Here is a 19,009-nt window from a genome sequence, read left to right as displayed (position 1 = left end):
GGGACCCGCGCATGAAGACCGGAACTGCCCGCAAGGATTGTGCCTTCGCCGATCGGGGCTCTGACGAGGTTGCTGTCCGGATATCCGGCGTTTCGAAATGGTATGGCGACTATCAGGTGCTCCGCGACGTTTCGCTGACGGTCAGGCGGGGTGAAAGGATCGTGATCTGCGGACGTTCAGGTTCGGGAAAGTCCACCCTGATCCGCTGCATCAACCGGCTGGAACGGCATCAGGCGGGCAGCATCGTGGTGGATGGCATAACGCTGACCGACGAACTCCGGCGCATCGACGAGGTGCGCCGGGATGTCGGCATGGTATTCCAGAGCTTCAACCTCTTTCCCCATATGAGCATCCTCGAAAACTGCTGTCTCGCACCGATGCTGGTGCGCGGGCTGAAGCGTGCGGAAGCGGAAAGCCTGGCGCTGCATTTCCTCGAGAAGGTGAAAATTCCCGACCAGTCGGCGAAATATCCTTCCCAGCTTTCCGGCGGCCAGCAGCAACGCGCGGCCATTGCCCGCGCGCTGTGCATGAAGCCGCGGATCATGCTCTTCGACGAACCGACATCGGCGCTTGATCCGGAGATGATCAAGGAGGTGCTTGACACGATCATCGATGTTACCGAGGAGGGCATGACCACGCTTTGCGTCACCCATGAAATGGGCTTCGCACGTAGTGTGGCGGACCGGATCGTCTTCATGGATCGTGGCGAGATCATCGAGGATTCGGATCCCGACCGCTTTTTCACGGCGCCGGCGCATGCCAGTGTGCGTCAGTTCGTGGAACAGGTCAAAACCATATGAAAAAGGCCTCCTTTCAGGGGCATAACGTGATCATTGCGGTCATGTCACTGCTCATCATCGTGGGCTTGGGGTCTGCGCTCGACTACCAGTTCTATCTCTCGTCTTCGGGGCTCAAGATTTCCTCCGCGGTTTTGCCGTGGGATCCGTCCTGGTCGTTTCTTACGGCGTTTTCCGTGGCTGCCGTCAATTCGCTGGCAGTGGGTCTGGTGGCGATCCTGTTCGCAACGCTGCTCGGCGTGGGGATCGGGGTGATGGGCACGATGGCCGATCCAACAGCCTCGATGATCTGCCGCATCTATGTCGGGGCCTTCCGCAATGTGCCGGTGCTCTTCGTGATCCTGCTTTGCTATTTCGTCGGCATTCTTATGCCGGCACCGGCCAGGGCACCCGATCTGATGGGGCTGGTCTTTCTGTCGAACCGGGGAATTGTCCTGCCGGAACTGCATCTGGCAGGTGCAGGACAGCTTGCAATCGCGGGGGGCCTTGTGCTGGCTTCCGGCCTGATGTTGTGGCGCCTGCCGGCGCCGGTCCTCACACGGCTGGGCGGAGCGCTGGTCGCCCTGTTGCTGGCCTTCTGGTTCGGGCTCGATGCCCGGGCGCCTGAACTGGGCAAGTTCGGGTTTCGCAGCGGGGTTGAGGTTCCGCTTGAATTTCTGGCGCTGACCACGGCCCTGTCTTTCTATTTCGCTGCAGAGATCGCCGAGATAACCCGTGGCGCCATTCTTTCGGTCAACAAGGGCGTCATCGAGGCCGCAGATGCGCTCGGTCTCCATCGACTCGACCGTTTCCGGAAGATCACCGCACCTCTGGCGCTTCGTTTCGGTTTGCCGGGCGCTTTGAACAGCTATCTGGTGATCATGAAGGCCACGTCGCTGGGCGTGGCGATCGGCTACACGGAACTGTTCTCGGTGGCCCGCGTGTCCATGGCGACGTCCGGGCGCATCGTCGAATGCCTCATCCTCATGGGGCTGTACTTCCTTTTGATCTGCGGCACGCTCTCACTTGTGGTGAACCGTATGAACGCAAGGCTGAGAACACGGGAAAGATAAGATGGCCAGCCTTTCAAACGCATCACGCAGCCGCTACCACCGTGTTGGCTTTATCCTTTTCATGGTCGCGCTGGCGGTCGTGCTGCTGCCCTTCTTCCGCTGGGCCTTTCTCGACGCCGTCTGGAGCGGTGATGCAGAGGCATGCCGGGCCGGCACGGGTGCCTGTTGGGTTTCGGTCCGGCTTCGGCTCGACTTCCTGATCTTCGGCTTCTACCCGCCCGAGCAACGCTGGCGCGCACTCACGGGCATTCTGTTGCAGGCGCTGGCGCTGGTTGCGATCTGGGGCCTGCCGGCAATCCGGCAGCGTCTACTGCGCATCTACCTCACGGTGCTTGCGGCGTTCCTGTTGTCGGTGTGGTTGCTGGCGGGAGACGGGGTCCTGCTGAGCACCGTGAATTCAAGGCTCTGGACAGGCTTTTCCCTGACGATGACGCTGGCCTTCGGAGGCTTCGTCCTTGCTCTGCCGCTAGGCATATTGCTCGCCTTCGGCAGACGTTTCGGCAACAGCTACGTCTCGGCGATCTGCACCGCCTACATTGAAATAATGCGGGCCTTGCCGTCGGTTGTGACCATGTTCGCGATCCTCGTCACCACGCCCTATCTTCTGCCGCCGGCGATTGGCGAGAGCATGTTCCTGCGCGTTCTGCTTGGCTTCACGATGGCGATGTCGGCATTCTATGCGGAGGTTTTCCGCGGCGCGCTCCTAACCTTTCACGCAGGACAGATCGAAGCAGCCCAGTCGCTGGGGCTGAAATGGGCCAGGATACACGGCCGCATCATCCTGCCCCAGGTTGTCACCAGGTCCCTCCCGGCCCTGATGAATGTCAATCTCATGGTGTTCAAGGACACCGTGCTGATCCTGACTTTCGGCTACTACGAATTGCTGGGTACAGCCAACGCATCGATCAACACACAGGAATGGAGCAGCTTTGCCATGGAGATGTTCCTCCTCGTCTATCTGGTGTTTTTTGTCTCCGGCATGCTGATTTCCCTGGTGGGACGCCGGATCGAGAAAAGCCTGCTGCGCTTTTAAGAAAAGTACTATATGGACTTCGAGCGGGTAGGTTGCGTCGACCAACCGCCCACCTTGCGCGCGAAGAGATCGGCGGCCACCGCCACGCAGAGCCATCCCTGCCACGTCCGGATTGAACGACTGCTCCACCGCAACGGCATCGAGGAGACGGCCATCGTCGGCGCCATGAACCAAATGTATGTCGATGCCACGGTCCGGACCGGCAACCGATTTCGGCTATCGCACCGTTGCCACGCGGGATACCTGCGCCACGATGGACCTGGCGCGCGTCTTTGGTGGGGTGGTCGGCACCCACGAGTTCATCGCCGGCTGGAATAAACGAGAATCTTTTTCATCACCACCGGCAGAGAATTCTTTGCCCTATCAGCCTTGGGCGCCGGTGGGCAGGAAGCGCCCCTGCATGGGGGAGGCTGAAGATCACCGGGCTTCGCAACGCCACACGGCATGTTGATGTTGTCGCCATGCGTTTTCTGGTCGATCCGATGCTGTCCGAGCGGAACTTCTGACCGGACCTCGAGGGCAGGGCAAATAGCGTGAAACGCAATCCACTGCTGCATCTTCCCATCCCGGCCGAGGATGCTCTCGACGTGGATGCGGTGATTGGAAAGGCTTAAAAACTTTGCAAGTTTGTCTTGCAACCTATTGAATGGTATTGATAAATTGAATTTGTAAGGATAATGTCGCGTCAGCCTTTCAAAGGCTCGCACACCTTGTCCGGCGACAGGATGAGGAGGCGCACAGGATCAAGCATCATGCTTCCGAAATGAAAAACTACGGAAGGAGCACCTGCCGATGAAAAGGCGTCAATGTCTCAGCGACGCAGGGAAAGCCGCGGGCAGCGAGAGCCCTCCGGCGCAGGATCTGCGCGACTTTTCGATGTCCCTGCCGATGTCGCTGATGCGGGCCCGCGAGGCGGTGATGCGCCATTTCCGCATGTCGCTGCGCGAACACCATGTCACGGAACAGCAGTGGCGCGTCATCCGGGCGATCAGCTCGGCCGGCGAACTCGACGTCAACGAACTGGTTCGCCAGACATTCCTGCTGGGACCCAGCCTGTCGCGGATATTGCGCACGCTGGAAGCGTCCGGTCACATCAGCCGCCGTACCGATGAGGACGACCAGCGCCGCAGTGTCCTGTCGCTGACCGCGAAGGGGCGCGAGCTGATCCGCGAACACACGCCTCAGTCGGCCCAGATCTACCAGAGGATCACGGAAGCCTATGGCGAGGAGCGCCTGCAGTTGCTCCAGTCCATGCTGGCCGAACTCGAAACCTCCATGAACAGCTTCAACATCGTTCCGGATACGGACGAAGACGCCGACTTCCGCTGAGCGCATGCAACCTGTCCAGACAAAAAGAGCGCAGACCCGGGGCCTGCGCTCTTTTTCATGACTTCACATATGCCAGGCGCATGCCTGCACCCGTCTGATACCCGCAGGTTTCAGCCGGCCGCGCGCAGCTTCAGATAGTCGCGATAATTGCTGGTCTTGAGATTGACCTCGGCGTCGCTTTCTTCCATCTGCACGGACAGTCCCAGCGGCCGCCGTGCCATGAGCTGCGAAAGATAGTCCTTCACATTCGAGAAGACGCGGTCGCCGGCCGCCTTGCGATCGGCCTCGCTTCGGCCCGCGGCGATCCGCAGCAGCACATGCACGAAGGCATTGTCGGGATGACCGTCGACGATCAGATAGTTGTCGACGCGGACGCCGCGGGTACGCGCGCCGGCGAAGGGAAACACGCTTCCGTCATCGATCAGGGCTTTCTGCACGGTTTCGAGCAGTTGCGGGACATCGATCTCTTTCTCGATGTTGGCGGAATATTCGACCCAGATATGGGGCATGTCCAATGTCCTCTGATAATCAGCGATTGGCAGAAAGGACGGCGGCGACTGCCGCGTCCGGATCGCAGGAATGGCCGAGAGCCTGGAGGGACCGGCCGAGATAGAGCAGATCCGTCATCACATCGCCGATGGAAAACGCGCCCATGGTGCCGATGCGGATGACGCGGCCCTGAAGCTTGTTGCGGGCACCGGCGATTGCGGTGTTGTAGGTTTCCAGCATGTGTTTGACGACATCGCCGCCATTGATGCTCTCAGGCAGGCCACCGACCACCACCGTGGGCGAATAGGCAGAAGCGTCGCCGAAGGCCTCAAGGCCAAGTGCGACGAAACCGGCGCGCATGGCCTTCGACAGGCGCAGATGGCGCGCATAAACGTTTTCGATGCCTTCCTCATGCATCAGGCTGAGCGCCGTATGCAGGCTCTGAACCAGCGAGACGGCTCCCGTGAAGGCCGTCTCGTTCTGGTCGACGACTGGCAGCGCCTTGCGCAGATCCCAGTAGAAGCGTGCGCAGCGATCGTCACGTTCCACCACGGCGCGCGCCTTGGCGCTGACGCTGATCAGGCCGAGACCCGGCGGGCACATCAGTGCCTTCTGCGAGCCGGTGGCGATGACGTCGACGCCCCAGTCGTCCTGCCGCATTTCGGCGCCGCCGATGCCGCTGACGCTGTCGACCATCAGAAGCGACGGCGTTTCGGCCGTGACCGCGCCCAGCGCACGCAGATCGGCCAAAGCCCCGGTCGAGCTTTCATTGTGAACGACGAGCACGGCGCGGTAATCGCCGCCGGCCAGCCGCTGGCGCACCGCTTCCGGGTCGGGCGCCTTGCCCCATTCGATGTCGAGCACGTCGACCCCGGCGCCATGGGCTGCCGCGATCTTGGCGAAGCGTTCGCTGAACTGGCCGTTGACACAGGCCAGAACCTTCTCGCCGGGAGCAAGCACATTGACCAGTGCCGCCTCCATCGCGCCGGTGCCGGAGCTGGATTGCAGCACCACCGGCTGCGCCGTTCCGAACAGCGGCCGCAGCATCTGCTGCACCTCGCCCAGCATGACGCGCATCTCCGCGCCGCGATGATTGATGATTGGACGGGACCCGGCCATCCGCACCGCCTCGGGAATGGCGGTGGGGCCGGGAAGCCGCAGGCGATAGGGAAATTCGGTCTTTGGAAGCACTGTCATGTCGGACACTCTTTGGACTGGCCTTAAGCCTTCAATGAATGATCTGCTGGAGGAACTGGCGCGCGCGCTCCGTCTGCGGTGCGGTGAAGAAGCCGTCGGGATCGGCGACCTCGGTTATCTGGCCCTCGCAGACGAAGACCACCCGGTCGGCGACGGCGCGGGCAAAGCCCATTTCATGGGTCACGCACACCATGGTCATGCCGGTGCGGGCGAGCTCGGTCATCACGTCCAGCACCTCCTTGACCATTTCCGGGTCAAGCGCCGACGTCGGCTCGTCGAAGAGCATCACTTCCGGCGCCATGGCCAGGGCACGCGCGATGGCCACGCGCTGCTGCTGGCCACCGGAGAGCTGGTTCGGATATTTGTGGGCATGCTCGGCGATGTGAACGCGCTTCAGCAGATCGAGGCCCGCCGCCTCGGCATCTGCCTTGCGCTTGCGGAGCAGCTTGATCGGCCCCAGCGTCAGGTTTTCAAGCACGGTCATGTGAGGAAACAGGTTGAACGACTGGAACACCATGCCGACGCGCTGGCGGATCTTCTCGATCCCCGCGCCGTCGTGGCGGACCAGATCGTTGCCGACGCGGATTTCGCCGCGCTCATACCCTTCAAGTCCGTTGACGCAGCGGATGATCGTGGATTTGCCTGACCCGGAAGGCCCGCAGATGACGATCTTTTCGCCGGCGGCAACCTCAAGGTCGACGTTCTTCAGCACCTGAAAATTGCCATACCATTTGCTGAGGTCGCGCAGGGTGAGCAGGGGTGCTTGCTGTGAAGGCTTGCCTGTCATCTTTGATCCGCTTTCTTCAGTTTGGTCTCGATGCTGCGGCTGTAGAGCGACAGCGAGAAGCTCATGATCCAGAACACGATGCCAACGACGAAATACCCCTCGGCCTGTGAGCCGGCCCAGTTGGGGTCCGAAGCGCCGGCGGTGACGATGTTGAGCAGATCGAACAGACCCACCACCATGACCAGCGTGGTGTTCTTCAGGAGCGAGATGGTGGTGTTCATGATGCCGGGGATGACCTTGCCGACCGCCTGCGGCAGCACGATGTAGATCATCATCCGCCAGAACCCGAGGCCGATGGCCTTGGCGGCCTCGTACTGTCCCTTGGGAATGGCCTGAAGGCCGCCCCGGATGACTTCGCCCATATAGGCGGCCTCGTAGAAGATGATGCCCACCACCGCCAGCGCCAGCGCATTGGGCTTCGTGCCCGTGGGCAGGAAGAAGGGCAGCATGACGATGGCCATGAACAGAACGGTGACGAAAGGCACGCCCCGGCAGAACTCGATGAAGCCGATGCACAGCCAGCGCACGATCGGCATTTCACTGCGCCGGCCAAGCGCCAGCGCCGCCCCGATCGGCAGGGACATGGTGATGCCCGAGACGGCCAGAACCAGCGTCAGCATCAGTCCGCCCCAGCGATCCGTCGGCACGAAAGGCAGGCCGGCGAAACCACCCAGCAAAAGCCCCGCGCAGAAGAACGGATAGATGAGGATCATGAAGGCCCCGATCCAGCGCTTGCCCGGCGTGCCGGGAATGAGCAGCGCCGCGATGCCGGCGGCAAGCGTGACGAAGGCGATGTTGACGCGGTAGCGCTGCGCTTCGGGATAGAACCCATAGACGAATTGCGGCCAGCGCTCATGCACGAAAGCCCAGCAGGCACCTCCGGCCGCACAGTCTGCACGGCTGGTGCCCGTCCATGTGGCGTTGAGCAGCGCCCATGGCACGACGTTGACGACAATGGCCGCCAGCGCCGCCAGAACGGCGAGATTGACGATCAGCGCCCAGCGGGTCGGCCACAGCTTCGTCCTTGCGAACCCGGCCAGCCGGCCGGAGAAGGAACGGCCTTCAGTCGGCAGGGGAGACAGCACAGCGCTCATCGTTCCACGATCCGGGTCATGTGGTTGAAGACATTCAGCAGAACGGTGATGACGAGACCGATCAGCAGATAGGTACCCATCGTCATCGTCACGATCTCGATGGCGCGGCCTGTCTGGTTCATGGTGATGCCCGTGAACACGCTGACGAGATCGGGGAAGCCGATGGCGACCGCAAGCGACGAGCCCTTGAGAATGTTGAGGTACTGGTTGCCGAGCGGCGGGATCAGCACACGCATGGCCTGCGGAATGATGATGTAGCGCAGCGTCTGGGACCAGCCGAGGCCGATCGCCGCCGCCGCTTCCCGCTGGCCACGGCTGACGGCTTCGATCGAAGCCCTGACCAGCTCGGCGATGAAGGCGGCGTTATAGATAGCCATGGCGAAGACGAGCGCGCTCAGCTCCGGCACGAAAACCCAGCCGCCGACGAAGTTGAAGCCCTTGAGCTGCGGCATGTCGATCGAAAGCGTGCTGCCCGAGACGAACACCACGGCGACCGGCAGGAGGACAAGCGCGGCCAGAGAGGGCAGCCAGGCATTGAGCGGTCGGCCGATCACGTCGGACCGGCGGGAGATCGAGACATAGAGCGCGATGGAAGCGGCGATGGCGCACAGCACGCTGATCACCCACAGGAAGGGGCGGTCGGAATGGACGGCGGGAATGTAGATGCCGCGGTTGGTCAGGAAGGCCACGTCGAACAGCCCGACCGCCTGCTTGGGCACGGGCATGTTGCGCAAGGCAACATTGTACCACAGCATGATGTGCAGGAGCTGGGGCAGATTGCGCACGATCTCGACATAGAAGACAGCCGCCTTCTGCAGCGCCCAGGTCGAGGAAAGGCGGGCAATGCCGACGATGAAGCCCAGAATGGTGGAGAATATGATGGCCAGTATGGTGACCAGCAGCGTGTTGGTCAGACCGACAAGAAACACGCGCATGTAGTTGTCGCCGGCCGAAAACGGGATCAGCGAAAAGGAGATTTCAAAGCCGGCTTCCTGCCGGAGGAAGTCAAAGCCGAGCGACAGGCCGCGCTGCGCCAGATTGCCCTTCAGATTGCCGAGCGCCACGTAACCGATAGCAACCAGCACGGCAACGATCACAAGCTGCACCAGCCAGCGCCGCGCAGCAGCGCTGGCCAGAACGCCACCCTGAGCAGTTGCGAGAGATGTCGGCTGTCCGGACATGTCCTGATCCTCTTGATGAACCCGCGACGGCCTTCGTTCAGCGCACGAAGGGCCGTAGGCGGGCGACCGAAGCCGCCCGCAACAGGAGTTGTCGACCTGTTAGCGGATCAGTGGCGTGTACAGAAGCCCGCCATCCTTCCACAGGGCGTTCAGGCGACGCTCAAGCTTGATCGGGCTTTCCTCGCCCAGATGACGCGAGAACATCTCGCCGTAATTGCCGACGGCCTGGATGGTGTTCAGCGCCCAGTCATTGCCGAGGCCGAGCTTTGCGCCGAAATCGCCGGTCTTGCCGAGCAGACGCTGCACTTCCGGAGACGGCGAGGTGTCGCGCATCTCGGTCGCATTTTTCGAGGTAACGCCATACTCCTCGGCGGCAATCTGGGCGTTGAGCACCCAGGATACCACATCCTGGAACCGGTAATCGTCCTGACGCACGACCGGGCCGATCGGCTCCATGGAAATCATTTCCGGCAGAACCACCCACTCATCCGGGTTAGGCATCTTGGAACGCGCGCCGGCAAGAGCGCTCAGCACGTTGGCATAGACGTCGCAGCGCCCCTCTATGAGGTTCTTCTCGTTCTGGTCGCGCGAGTTGGCGGCAACCGGAGTGAAGGACAGGCTGTTGTTGCGGAAGTAATCCGACAGGTTCTGCTCGTAATTGGAGCCTGCCGAAACGCAGATCGACGCACCGTCGAGCTCGAGAGCGCTTTCGACGCCAAGCGACTTGCGGGCAAGGAAGCCCTGCGAATCGTAGAGATAGGCGCCGGCCCAGGCGAGGTTCATTTCAACGTCGCGCAGGAAGGTTTCGGTCGCGGTGCGCGCCAGAAGGTCGATGCCGCCAGACTGCAGCGTGGTGAACGCCGTCTTGATGTCGAGCGGCACATATTTGACCTTGTCGGCATCGCCGAGAATGGCGGCAGCAAGACCGCGGCAGAAATCGACCTCGAAGCCGGCCCAGTTGCCGCTGGCATCGAGCGTGCTCATGCCGGTCTGGACGCCGGTGGAGACGCCGCAGTTGAGCTGCCCGCGCGCCTTGATGGCGCCGACGGTGTCGACTTGCTGTGCATTTGCGCCGCCCACAAGCGCGACCGCAGCAGTCAGACCAAAGGCAACCCTTTGAATTGATTTCAGCATTCCTGTTCCTCCCAGATCCTGGCGTTAGGTGTGGAGCTTGCGGCGATCAGCGGCGTCATCACGGATGATGGAACTTGCCCCGATGAACCACAGCAAGCAATGGCTATTCACAAAGCATATAACATGTTATATATCAAGTTAAATTTAATCGCCCTGAAGCGGGGCGTAAACCGGGCCGGTTCCGCACCGGGCAGGAGAGCGGCGCGCTTGCGGCACTTTCAGGAGTGGGAAATGAACCTCGTCACCTTCACGGCCAATGGCCACAGCTATTGGGGAGCGGCCGTCGATGGCGGGATGCTTGCTCTGTCCGACGATTTTCCGCAGTGGGCAACCCTGCGCAACGTGATCGCAGCCGGCGCTGTCGCTGAGGTTCTGGAAGCCGCCCGCGGCCGTCAGCCCAGCCATGCCGACGGCACCTATACGCTTCAGATTCCGGTGCCCGATCCGGGCAAGATCATCTGCGTGGGCGTAAATTTCCCTGACCGCAATGCCGAGTACAAGGACGGACAGGCCGCGCCTGCGAACATGTCGCTGTTTCCGCGCTTTGCCGGCAGCTTCACCGGCCATGGCTCGCCCCTGATTCGTCCGCCGGAAAGCGAACAGCTCGATTATGAGGGCGAGATCGCCATCGTCATCGGCAAAGCCGGACGCCGTATCCCGCAGGAGGAAGCGCTTTCGCACATTGCCGGCCTGACCCTGTGCAACGAAGGCACCATCCGCGACTGGACGCGCCACGCCAAGTTCAACGTCACGCAGGGCAAGAACTGGCAGGCATCGGGAGCCATCGGCCCCTGGCTGGTTCCGTTCACCGATCCGGCTCAGATCCTCGACATCGGCCTCGTCACCCGGGTCAATGGCGAGGTGCGCCAGCAGGACCGCACCAGCCGCATGCTGTTCCCGGTTGCCCGTCAGATTGCCTATATCTCCACCTTCACCCAACTGGAGCCGGGCGACATCATCGTCACCGGAACCCCGACCGGCGCGGGCGCCAGGTTCGATCCTCCGATCTGGCTGCGCCCCGGAGACATCGTCGAGATCGAAGCCGAAGGCATCGGCCTGCTGCGCAACGGAGTGGCTGACGAATGACCCCCCAACAGATTCAGGAAGCCGCCGAGGCCCTCTTTCAGGCGGAGCTCACCGGCCGCCAGACCGGCCTGCTGTCGCTGAAATACCCGCATCTGGACCTTGAAGGGGCCTATGCGATCCAGGCCGCCCTCATCGAGCGCAAACGTGCTGATGGGCGCAGGGTGATCGGCTGGAAGATCGGCCTGACCTCGCGCGCCATGCAGCAGGCGCTCAACATCGAAACGCCGGACTCCGGCGTTCTCCTCGATGACATGCTGTTCGCCGACGGCGCGCAGATTCCGGCCGGCCGCTTCATCCAGCCGCGCATCGAGGCCGAGATCGCCTTCATCATGAACGCGCCCCTCAGGGGAGAGCAGGTGACACGAGAGGACGTTCTGGCAGCGACCGAATACGTGGCACCAAGCCTTGAGATTCTCGACACGCGCATATTGCGTACCGATCCCGACACCGGAAAGGCGCGTATCATCACCGATACGATCAGCGACAATGCCGCCAATGCCGGCATCGTGCTTGGCCAGCAGCGCCATGCGGTCGACACGGTCGACCTGCGCTGGATCGGCGCCATCGTGAAACGCGACGGCATCGTGGAGGAAACCGGGCTGGGCGCCGGCGTGCTGGACGATCCGGTGACCGGCATTTTGTGGCTGGTGCACCGGCTGGCGCAATACGGACTGGGCATCGAGGCGGGGGAAGTCCTGCTTTCCGGCTCCTTCATCCGCCCGCTCGAAGCACCGCCTGGCAGCGTATTCGAAGCCGACTTCGGCGCCTTCGGCAACGTTTCCCTTAAATTCTGAGGTTTTCCATGCCCGCACCCGTCAACCATTTCAAACATCGGCTTAAGGCAGGCGAGTGTCTGCACGGCATCTGGCTCGGCTTTGCCAATCCCTATGCCGCCGAGATGGCCGCCACCGCCGGCTTCGACTGGCTGCTGATCGACGGAGAGCACGCCCCCAACGATATCCGCTCGATCATGGCGCAGCTTGCCATCCTCGACGGCAAGGGAAGTGCATCCGTCGTGCGCCTTCCAGATGACGATGCGACCCTTATCAAGCAGGCACTCGACATCGGCGCGCAGAACCTGCTCATCCCGATGATCGAAAGCGCGGAGCAGGCCGAACGCTGCCTTCGCGCGGCACACTACCCGCCCGCAGGCTTTCGCGGCGTCGGGTCGGCTCTGGCACGAGCCTCGAAATTCGGCAGCATTCCCGATTATCTGACAACGGCCAATGACGAAATTCTCGTTCTCCTGCAGGTCGAAAGCCGGCGCGGCCTTGATGCCCTCGACGACATTCTCGCCGTGGACGGCGTCGATGGCGTTTTCATCGGTCCGTCCGATCTGGCGGCCGATATGGGCTATCCCGGCAATGTTGCGGCACCGCCGGTGCGTGAAGCCGTTCTGGATGCCCTTCGCCGCATCCGCGCTGCCGGCCGCATCGCCGGCGTCCTGTCAACCGACCCGGCGTTCATCGACGACTGCAAGCAGGCCGGCGCCAATTTCGTCGGCGTCGGCATCGATGTGAGCCTGTTCACGAGGGCTCTGAGAGGCCTGGCGGCACAGTATCGTTCCTGAGCCGACGCAGACCCATCGGAACGTTTCTGCCGTTCTACGGATCACGGAAACGTTCCACCCGGTCTTACCGGGTGACCATGCGAGGCCGGCACAGGTGTTTGATCCCACGGACCAATGGTGTGATCCTCTCTACGGGACAAGTTCGTTACCGAGCGCCACGACCACGCACGTCGTCAGAGCAGCAATACAGCGATCGCAAAGTTTGCCGTGGCCCAACTCGTCGACGGTGCAGCCCGGAAGATGGCGTGGGAGTTCTTGCAGTATGCAAGAGGCGGTGCCCTGTCAGGTCCCCACAATTCTCACCGACAACGGCATCACGTTCGCAGAGCAGCTCCGCACCGCAACACGATCTGTTCCAGGCCTATGCGCTTCGACATGATCTGGCGAGGCCAATGGTATCGAACACCGCCTGACGAAGCCCAGTCACCCCTGGACCACTGATGGGATCGACAAGCGATCGTCCTCTAGCGCCAAGCGGGCAAAATCGCGCTCGATCACCTGAAGGTTCTCGCCCAGCCCGGAGGTGGGCTCATCACCACAAGGTCGTTCCTGAAGCAGAACAGCAGGGCGAAGAGGCACCAAAGATCACATACCGGATAATGGGCAAGTGGCGCGGATGAAGGGCACGATCAAGGAAGCGACAGTCAAAAGCTTCCATTACGAGGACTGCGAACAGTTGCGACGGCATCTCGACGACTTGATATCTCAAGCTGGACGCATATCCGTCTTCGCTAACTGACGGATCTGGCTTGATGGTGCCTGAAAGATTGACGACATGCCGGGCTTAGTCGCTGTCTGCTTAAAGGCGGAACTCGGCCGCTCCCGGCGGTTTTCCAGAATGTGCAACGAAAGGTGACACGGATTTCTGACAGTATCTTTTGGGGGAAATCGCCTGAAATTTAATGTGACAGTTTTAGTCAGCATTTTGTTGCGCACCGCTTGCCGGCAATGCTAGCTAGCGGCATGGACAGGGCACAGCAAAATGATGTTTTTGGCGTCTTCCTGACGGTCAGATCCCGTCTGGCCGGGCTCATCTACAGCCGTGTCCGGGATTATTCCACTACGGCCGATCTGGTTCAGGATACGTTTCTGCGGCTTTGGGAGCGCAAGTCGGCTCTCAGAAATGTTTCGGACCTTGCCGGATATTTTCTTATCACCGGTCGCAACATCGCATCCGACCATGCAAGGCGCAGCCGGCTTGCTCCCGTCATCGCCGATATCGCGCAACTGGAGCATATCGCCGATCCTTATCCGTCGGCCGAGCAGTTCGTGGTCGGCCAGCAGGAACTTGCGCGCCTTCAGCGGGTGATCGATACGATGCCTGCGCGTGCCCGTCAGGTCTTCGTCCTGTCCCGCATCGAGGGGCTGACCTATGTGGAAATCGGCAACCAGCTGGGCATTTCGCCGAAGACGGTTTTCAGCCATATGGTCGTGGCGCTTGAGCGCCTGCAGTCCGGCATGCAGATATCCTGACGATCTGAACCAGAATTTTTCGTGTTTCATCCGTCCTTACTGATAGTCTGTGCTGGTCGGATGGGAGCGGCAATGTGAGCAACGGCGAGGAAAGTCCGGACGCAAGGCAGGCCGCCGAATGGTTCGCCCTTCTGCTGGACGAGAAGGTAACGCCGCAGGATTTGCAGCGCTTCCGCGACTGGCTCGATCAGGATGCCGCTCATGCCCGCGCCTATGCCCGCATCGAACAATTGTGGGGGGAGGCCGGCATGGTTCCCGGCCTGTCGCAGCACTCGGTTTCCCGCAGGAAACTTCTGAAGGCGGGAGGCGCAGCGGTCGTCCTGTCCGGGCTGGGGATTGGAGCCTATCGGCTGGCGCTTCCCGTGGCAGACTATTCCACCGGCACGGGCGAGGTGGCTTCAGTCGATCTGCCGGACCGCAGCCGCATGCGCTTGTCGACGGCTACTGCCGTGTCTGTGGATTTCACCGACAGTGTCAGGGTGCTGCATTTGCTGTCGGGAGAAGCTTTCTTCGAGGTGGAGGCCGACAGCCGTCCTTTCACCGTCGTGGCCGGAAAGCTCAGCGCCACCGCGCTTGGAACGGCGTTCTCCGTCAGCAGAACGTCTGACCGGAGCGAGATCGTCGTTCAGGAACATACGGTGTGGGTGGAAGGCGGAAAGCGAAACCTGCGCGTCGGCGCCGGTCAGATGGTAAGCTTTGCCGGCGACCATCTTTCCGATGTCAGCGCTGTCGATACCGAAGCGAGGCTCTCCTGGCTGGAGGGCAGGCTGGTGTTCATTTCCACGCCATTGTCCGTGGTGGTGAAGGAACTGGAGAAATGGCGGCGCGGACGCATCATCGTCACCGACGAAGAACTGGGCCGTCGCCCGGTCACGCTGATTTTTGACGTCAGCCGGGCTGAATTCATCCCTGATCTGCTGCGTCAGGGCCTTTCCGCCCGCGTCGAGACATGGACGCCATGGCTCACCCTGATACGGCCCCTTTAAAAAAAACTGCCTCCGGACCCAGATTTTTCGCCTCCGTACCCGTCCTTCCTTGCATGGCCCTGTGGGCGCAGTTGTGATTTTGAGACGGGGAGCAGTATGACCGGCACCAATCCATGCCTGAGGCACGCAAAGAAGCACGGCAGGCTGGCCTCGGCTCTGTTCCTGCTTTCGGTGTCACCGCTTGTACTCTTGCCGGGCATCTCCGCAGCCTATGCGCAGCAGAAGGCTTCCGATTTCAACTTTGCCATATCCGCGCAGCCGCTTTCTCAGGGGCTTGTTCGCTTTTCCAGCGTCACCGGCATCGATGTGCTGTTCGATGGCGCCGTGCCCGCACAGACGCGCACTTCAGGTGTGAGCGGGCGTCTGCCGGCAGCGAATGCCCTGAACCAGCTGCTCGACGGCACAGGGTTTTCGTGGCGTTTCACGGGTCCGAATACGGTGCTTCTGTCGCGCCCTCAGGCCGCTGGCCCGGCCACATCGGGAGTTCCCGTCGACGGGGCGCTGGTACTCGACACGATCAACATTCAGGGCGGCGCGGGTGGCCGGACCGGCACGCTGGGCGAGCTCGCCGATGAGGATGCCAATTATCGCAACGCCGGCAGCAGCGCGTTTCTGAACGAGGAAAGAATCCAGCGCTTCCGCGGTTCTTCCGTGGGTGATTTCATCAAGGGCACCCCCGGCGTCCTGACCGGCGACAACAGAAACAGCGGTGCTGTCGATGTGAACGTTCGCGGCATGCAGGGGTTCGGCCGCGTTCCCGTCATCATCGACGGCACCCAGCAGCAGAATACCGTCTACCGGGGTTATTCGGGCGTCGCTTCCCGCAACTATGTCGATCCCGACCTGATCGGCGGCGCCGTCATCGAAAAGGGTCCGTCGGCGAATGTCTATGGCGTCGGGGCGACAGGTGGACTGGTGCGGATGGAAACGCTGAACGCCGACGACATCATCAGGGGCGACAAAAACTGGGGCGTAAGGCTCAGAGGCGGCGTCATGGGAAATACGTCCACGCCCCCGGCGGTCGGCACGCCGGGCGGCTATCCGCCTTTGAAGCAGTCCCGTTTCATCACCGAATGCAACTGGGCCTGCAGAATAGACACCATACCGGACTCCCTGCTGACGGGCAGTCCTCATGGCATGGATCGCCCCTCATTTCTGGAGCCTGCCTCCGGGTCGGGAAGTGCCGCCTTTGCCGCACGCAACGACATGTTCGAGGTTGTTGCAGCCTATGCCAGACGCAAGAACGGCAATTATCACGCCGGTACGCATGGCAATACGCCGGAACTTGCCCAGAGGCATGAAACGGTCATTCGCCCCGGCCGGCTCGGCAGGCCCGACCAGATCACGGAATACACGATTTTCAGTCTCGACGGGCTCAACCGCTATCGTGCCGGCGAAGAGGTGCTGAACACGTCGCAGGACAACACCTCATACATGCTGAAGGCGAAAGCTGAGCTGGATGGCGGCCACAGCTTCGATATCAGCTATATGCGTTACCAGAGCCTGTTCGGCGAGATGATGCCGTCCGTCATCATTCGTTTCGACGGTGCAACCCAGGCGCCCCTGAGCGAAGTTACGGTCAACACCTATCGGGCCGGATATCAGTGGAACCCCGACGACAACGATCTGATAAACCTCAAGGCCAATGTCTGGGGGACCGATACCGATACCCATATTCTGACGCCCTATGCGTTTGAATTCACCAGCGGCGTGGAAAACTTCCCGCAGGCCTACTGGGACATCGCCAAGCGCTATGGTGCCGATGTCGTCAACACCTCCGAACTCGGCACCGCCTGGGGCGATTTCGGGTTCTCGGTCGGGGGCTCTTATGTCTACGAGACGATAGAGCCGCCTCCGGGCAGCGCCAATGTCGATACCAACAATCTCCTGGCTTCGCGGGATGGCTGGCGCAGGGAGGCGAGCGCCTTCATCGCCGGAGAATGGAAGCCATCGGACTGGCTGAAGGTTGACGGCGCCCTTCGCTACACATGGACCCATTCCTACGACAACAAGACAAATTCCCGTTTCGGCCTGAACAACGAGGAAAAGAACGACGGCTGGGCCCCGATGATCGGCGTGACCGTCGAGCCATGGTCCGGTGTTCAGCTTTACGCGAAATATGCGGAAGCGATCCGCTCGCCGAGCCTGTTTGAGTCCACTAGCGGTTTTTCATTCACCCCCAATCCGCTCGCCGGCGTGAAGCCGGAGCACGCGCGCAATACCGAAATCGGTGTCAACGTGCTGCGCGAGGATGTGCTGATGCCGGGCGACAAGCTGCGCTTCAAGGCAGGCTATTTCAACAATGACGTGAAAGACTACCTGACCCGCACCAACTACCCCGATGTGTCCGTCTCCAACATCGATCATGCCCTGTTCCGGGGCATGGAAGCCTCGGTCGGCTATGATGTCGGCTGGGGATATGTGGACGTCAGCGGCACCCTCTACGACAAGCTTGAGTTCTGCGCGGAGGAAGGTCCTTCCCTGACGGTCTGCCGCGTTTCCGGGGTCAGGAACGGCTACGCCCAGCTGCATGTTCCGCCGCGCAAGAGCGCCACGCTGACGGCCGGGCTCAGGCTCATGGAGGATGCGCTGGAGATCGGTGGACGCGTCACCTATCTGGGCGACAGGGGCAAGATGGGCAACAACGAGACCGGCGGCTACACGACGGTGATAAACTGGAAGAAATATACGCTGGTTGATCTGTTCGCGAGCTACAAGATCAACGAAAGCCTCAACCTCGATGTCGCGGTCGATAACGTCACCGATGTCTACTATATGGACGCGCTGACGCTCGGCCTGATGCCGTCGCCGGGTCGTACGTTCCGGGCAAATCTCACCGCGACGTTCTGAAGCCGGACAAGCTTCAGGGGAGACGTGGAACGAAGTCTGCGCGGCTGCGTGAAGATACGCTTGTCGGGCGTCTTCCCTGTGCGGCTGCGCAATGGAAGCACCTGCTTCTCATGTGGATGCAGCGAGGGCCGGCAGCTGACTTCAGGCAGAGGCCGGCGGATACGGAAGTCATCGGGGCCTGAAACGTCTCAGGAAACGGAAATCGCCTGTGCTCCGGCTATGATCTTTTCGGCAATGACCGGGATCTGATCGTCGGCGAGTTCCGCGCTCGGAACGACAATGACCAGGCTGCCCAGAATGCGCTTGTCTTCGGAAAGAATGGGCGCGGCAATGCCGGCATTGCGGCTGTCAACTTCGCCGCGACTGAACGAGTAGCCTTGTTTGCGGATATCCCTGAGGGTCTTGCGAAAACCGGCCCAGTCATTGCCCAGACCAGCGGCGGCGATTTCGGCTGCATTGGAGAGCATCAGGCTGCGCAGCCGGTGGTCCGGCAAATGTGCGAGGATCGCCTTGCCGGCGGCTCCGCGCAGAAGCGGCATCGGCCGTCCCCTGTCGTAACTCGTCAGAACCGTGCGATCGGGCCAGGCCTGCGCAATACACACGACATTCTTGCCGTAATAGCCGCAGACCATCAGGTTTCCCTGCACATCGTCCAGCATGCCGTTCATCACGTCGCCGGCCCGGTGCAGAAGCGGATCGTTCAGCCGGATTTGACGGTCGAGCTGGATGATGCGCGCGCCGAGGGTAAATCCCTTGCGCATGTCCGGCGCGATCAGGCCGGCGGCGCTCAGCGTCTTGAGGTAGCGGTATGCGGTTGGAACGGAGCAGTCGAGCGTCGTTGCCACCTCCTCCACGGTAACGGTCGTGCAGTCGCCGTCAAACATATCGAAGATCGCGATCATGCGCTGAAGGCTGTCCATTCGGCTGGGGGGCTCCGGCTTGCGATTGAAA

17 protein-coding genes and 1 pseudogene are annotated in these 19,009 nt (G+C 61.4%); 11 read left to right on the top strand and 7 right to left on the bottom strand.

Annotation, left to right across the window (positions count from 1 at the left end; translation table 11 throughout):
• Window positions 1-11 precede the first annotated feature (11 nt).
• From MIC97_RS17645 to hpaR, 4 genes are all read left to right on the top strand, one after another.
• Window positions 12-800 (top strand): amino acid ABC transporter ATP-binding protein, encoded by a 789-nt coding sequence (locus MIC97_RS17645; RefSeq protein WP_239801313.1) that lies wholly within the window; start codon window positions 12-14, stop codon window positions 798-800.
• A complete protein-coding gene (locus tag MIC97_RS17640) occupies window positions 797-1,849 on the top strand; it encodes an ABC transporter permease subunit (protein ID WP_239801312.1) in 1,053 nt (350 codons plus the stop codon). The genes MIC97_RS17645 and MIC97_RS17640 overlap by 4 nt, the downstream gene beginning before the upstream one ends.
• A gap of 1 nt (window position 1,850) precedes the next feature.
• A complete protein-coding gene (locus tag MIC97_RS17635; protein ID WP_239801311.1) occupies window positions 1,851-2,882 on the top strand; it encodes an ABC transporter permease subunit in 1,032 nt (343 codons plus the stop codon).
• Window positions 2,883-3,674: 792 nt separating this feature from the next.
• Complete coding sequence (gene hpaR / locus MIC97_RS17630) at window positions 3,675-4,211, top strand: homoprotocatechuate degradation operon regulator HpaR (RefSeq protein WP_239801310.1); 537 nt, start codon at window positions 3,675-3,677, stop codon at window positions 4,209-4,211.
• A 110-nt stretch (window positions 4,212-4,321) separates the two neighbouring features.
• Here the strand turns inward: hpaR and MIC97_RS17625 are convergent, their stop codons facing one another.
• The 6 genes from MIC97_RS17625 to MIC97_RS17600 all read right to left on the bottom strand — a co-directional run bounded on the left by MIC97_RS17625 (window position 4,322) and on the right by MIC97_RS17600 (window position 10,093).
• Window positions 4,322-4,720, bottom strand: a complete 399-nt coding sequence (locus tag MIC97_RS17625) for a 5-carboxymethyl-2-hydroxymuconate Delta-isomerase (RefSeq protein ID WP_239801309.1) — start codon at window positions 4,718-4,720, stop codon at window positions 4,322-4,324.
• Window positions 4,721-4,739: 19 nt separating this feature from the next.
• Window positions 4,740-5,897, bottom strand: a complete 1,158-nt coding sequence (locus MIC97_RS17620; protein WP_239801308.1) for an alanine--glyoxylate aminotransferase family protein — start codon at window positions 5,895-5,897, stop codon at window positions 4,740-4,742.
• A gap of 31 nt (window positions 5,898-5,928) precedes the next feature.
• On the bottom strand, window positions 5,929-6,684 hold the full coding sequence (locus tag MIC97_RS17615) for an amino acid ABC transporter ATP-binding protein (protein WP_275592499.1): 756 nt from the start codon (window positions 6,682-6,684) through the stop codon (window positions 5,929-5,931).
• Window positions 6,681-7,778, bottom strand: a complete 1,098-nt coding sequence (locus tag MIC97_RS17610; protein ID WP_239801307.1) for an amino acid ABC transporter permease — start codon at window positions 7,776-7,778, stop codon at window positions 6,681-6,683. The genes MIC97_RS17615 and MIC97_RS17610 overlap by 4 nt, the downstream gene beginning before the upstream one ends.
• Window positions 7,775-8,959 carry an ABC transporter permease subunit gene (locus MIC97_RS17605; protein WP_239801306.1) on the bottom strand — a complete coding sequence of 395 codons (1,185 nt, stop codon included), beginning with the start codon at window positions 8,957-8,959 and terminating at the stop codon, window positions 7,775-7,777. Before MIC97_RS17605 ends, MIC97_RS17610 begins: the two co-directional genes overlap by 4 nt.
• A gap of 99 nt (window positions 8,960-9,058) precedes the next feature.
• Window positions 9,059-10,093 (bottom strand): amino acid ABC transporter substrate-binding protein, encoded by a 1,035-nt coding sequence (locus MIC97_RS17600; RefSeq protein WP_239801305.1) that lies wholly within the window; start codon window positions 10,091-10,093, stop codon window positions 9,059-9,061.
• Between the two features lie 231 nt (window positions 10,094-10,324).
• Between MIC97_RS17600 and MIC97_RS17595 the strand changes: the two genes are divergently transcribed.
• The 7 genes and pseudogenes from MIC97_RS17595 to MIC97_RS17565 all read left to right on the top strand — a co-directional run bounded on the left by MIC97_RS17595 (window position 10,325) and on the right by MIC97_RS17565 (window position 18,058).
• Entirely contained in the window at window positions 10,325-11,179 is an 855-nt protein-coding gene (locus tag MIC97_RS17595; RefSeq protein WP_239801304.1) for a fumarylacetoacetate hydrolase family protein, read from the top strand.
• On the top strand, window positions 11,176-11,973 hold the full coding sequence (gene hpaH / locus MIC97_RS17590) for a 2-oxo-hept-4-ene-1,7-dioate hydratase (RefSeq protein WP_239801303.1): 798 nt from the start codon (window positions 11,176-11,178) through the stop codon (window positions 11,971-11,973). The genes MIC97_RS17595 and hpaH overlap by 4 nt, the downstream gene beginning before the upstream one ends.
• A gap of 8 nt (window positions 11,974-11,981) precedes the next feature.
• Window positions 11,982-12,749 carry an HpcH/HpaI aldolase/citrate lyase family protein gene (locus tag MIC97_RS17585; RefSeq protein WP_239801302.1) on the top strand — a complete coding sequence of 256 codons (768 nt, stop codon included), beginning with the start codon at window positions 11,982-11,984 and terminating at the stop codon, window positions 12,747-12,749.
• Window positions 12,750-13,347: 598 nt separating this feature from the next.
• A pseudogene (locus MIC97_RS17580) lies at window positions 13,348-13,452 on the top strand (IS481 family transposase); the annotation flags it as partial.
• A 260-nt stretch (window positions 13,453-13,712) separates the two neighbouring features.
• A complete protein-coding gene (locus MIC97_RS17575) occupies window positions 13,713-14,222 on the top strand; it encodes a sigma-70 family RNA polymerase sigma factor (protein WP_239801301.1) in 510 nt (169 codons plus the stop codon).
• 74 nt (window positions 14,223-14,296) lie between these two features.
• Window positions 14,297-15,208, top strand: coding sequence for a FecR domain-containing protein (locus MIC97_RS17570; protein WP_239801300.1), 912 nt, complete (start codon window positions 14,297-14,299; stop codon window positions 15,206-15,208).
• A 96-nt stretch (window positions 15,209-15,304) separates the two neighbouring features.
• Window positions 15,305-18,058 (top strand): TonB-dependent receptor, encoded by a 2,754-nt coding sequence (locus MIC97_RS17565; RefSeq protein WP_239801299.1) that lies wholly within the window; start codon window positions 15,305-15,307, stop codon window positions 18,056-18,058.
• Between the two features lie 188 nt (window positions 18,059-18,246).
• On the opposite strand, the gene MIC97_RS17560 is transcribed toward MIC97_RS17565, so the two are convergent.
• The gene (locus tag MIC97_RS17560) at window positions 18,247-18,978 is read right to left on the bottom strand and encodes an IclR family transcriptional regulator (RefSeq protein WP_239801298.1); all 732 of its coding nucleotides are present in this window, start codon (window positions 18,976-18,978) and stop codon (window positions 18,247-18,249) included.
• Between the last annotated feature and the right edge of the window lie 31 nt (window positions 18,979-19,009).

This window comes from Aquamicrobium sp. NLF2-7, from assembly GCF_022359935.1.
Taxonomy (GTDB): domain Bacteria; phylum Pseudomonadota; class Alphaproteobacteria; order Rhizobiales; family Rhizobiaceae; genus Mesorhizobium; species Mesorhizobium lusatiense.
Note: the sequence above shows the minus strand (reverse complement) of the source record. Positions and strands in the feature narration are given on the sequence as shown.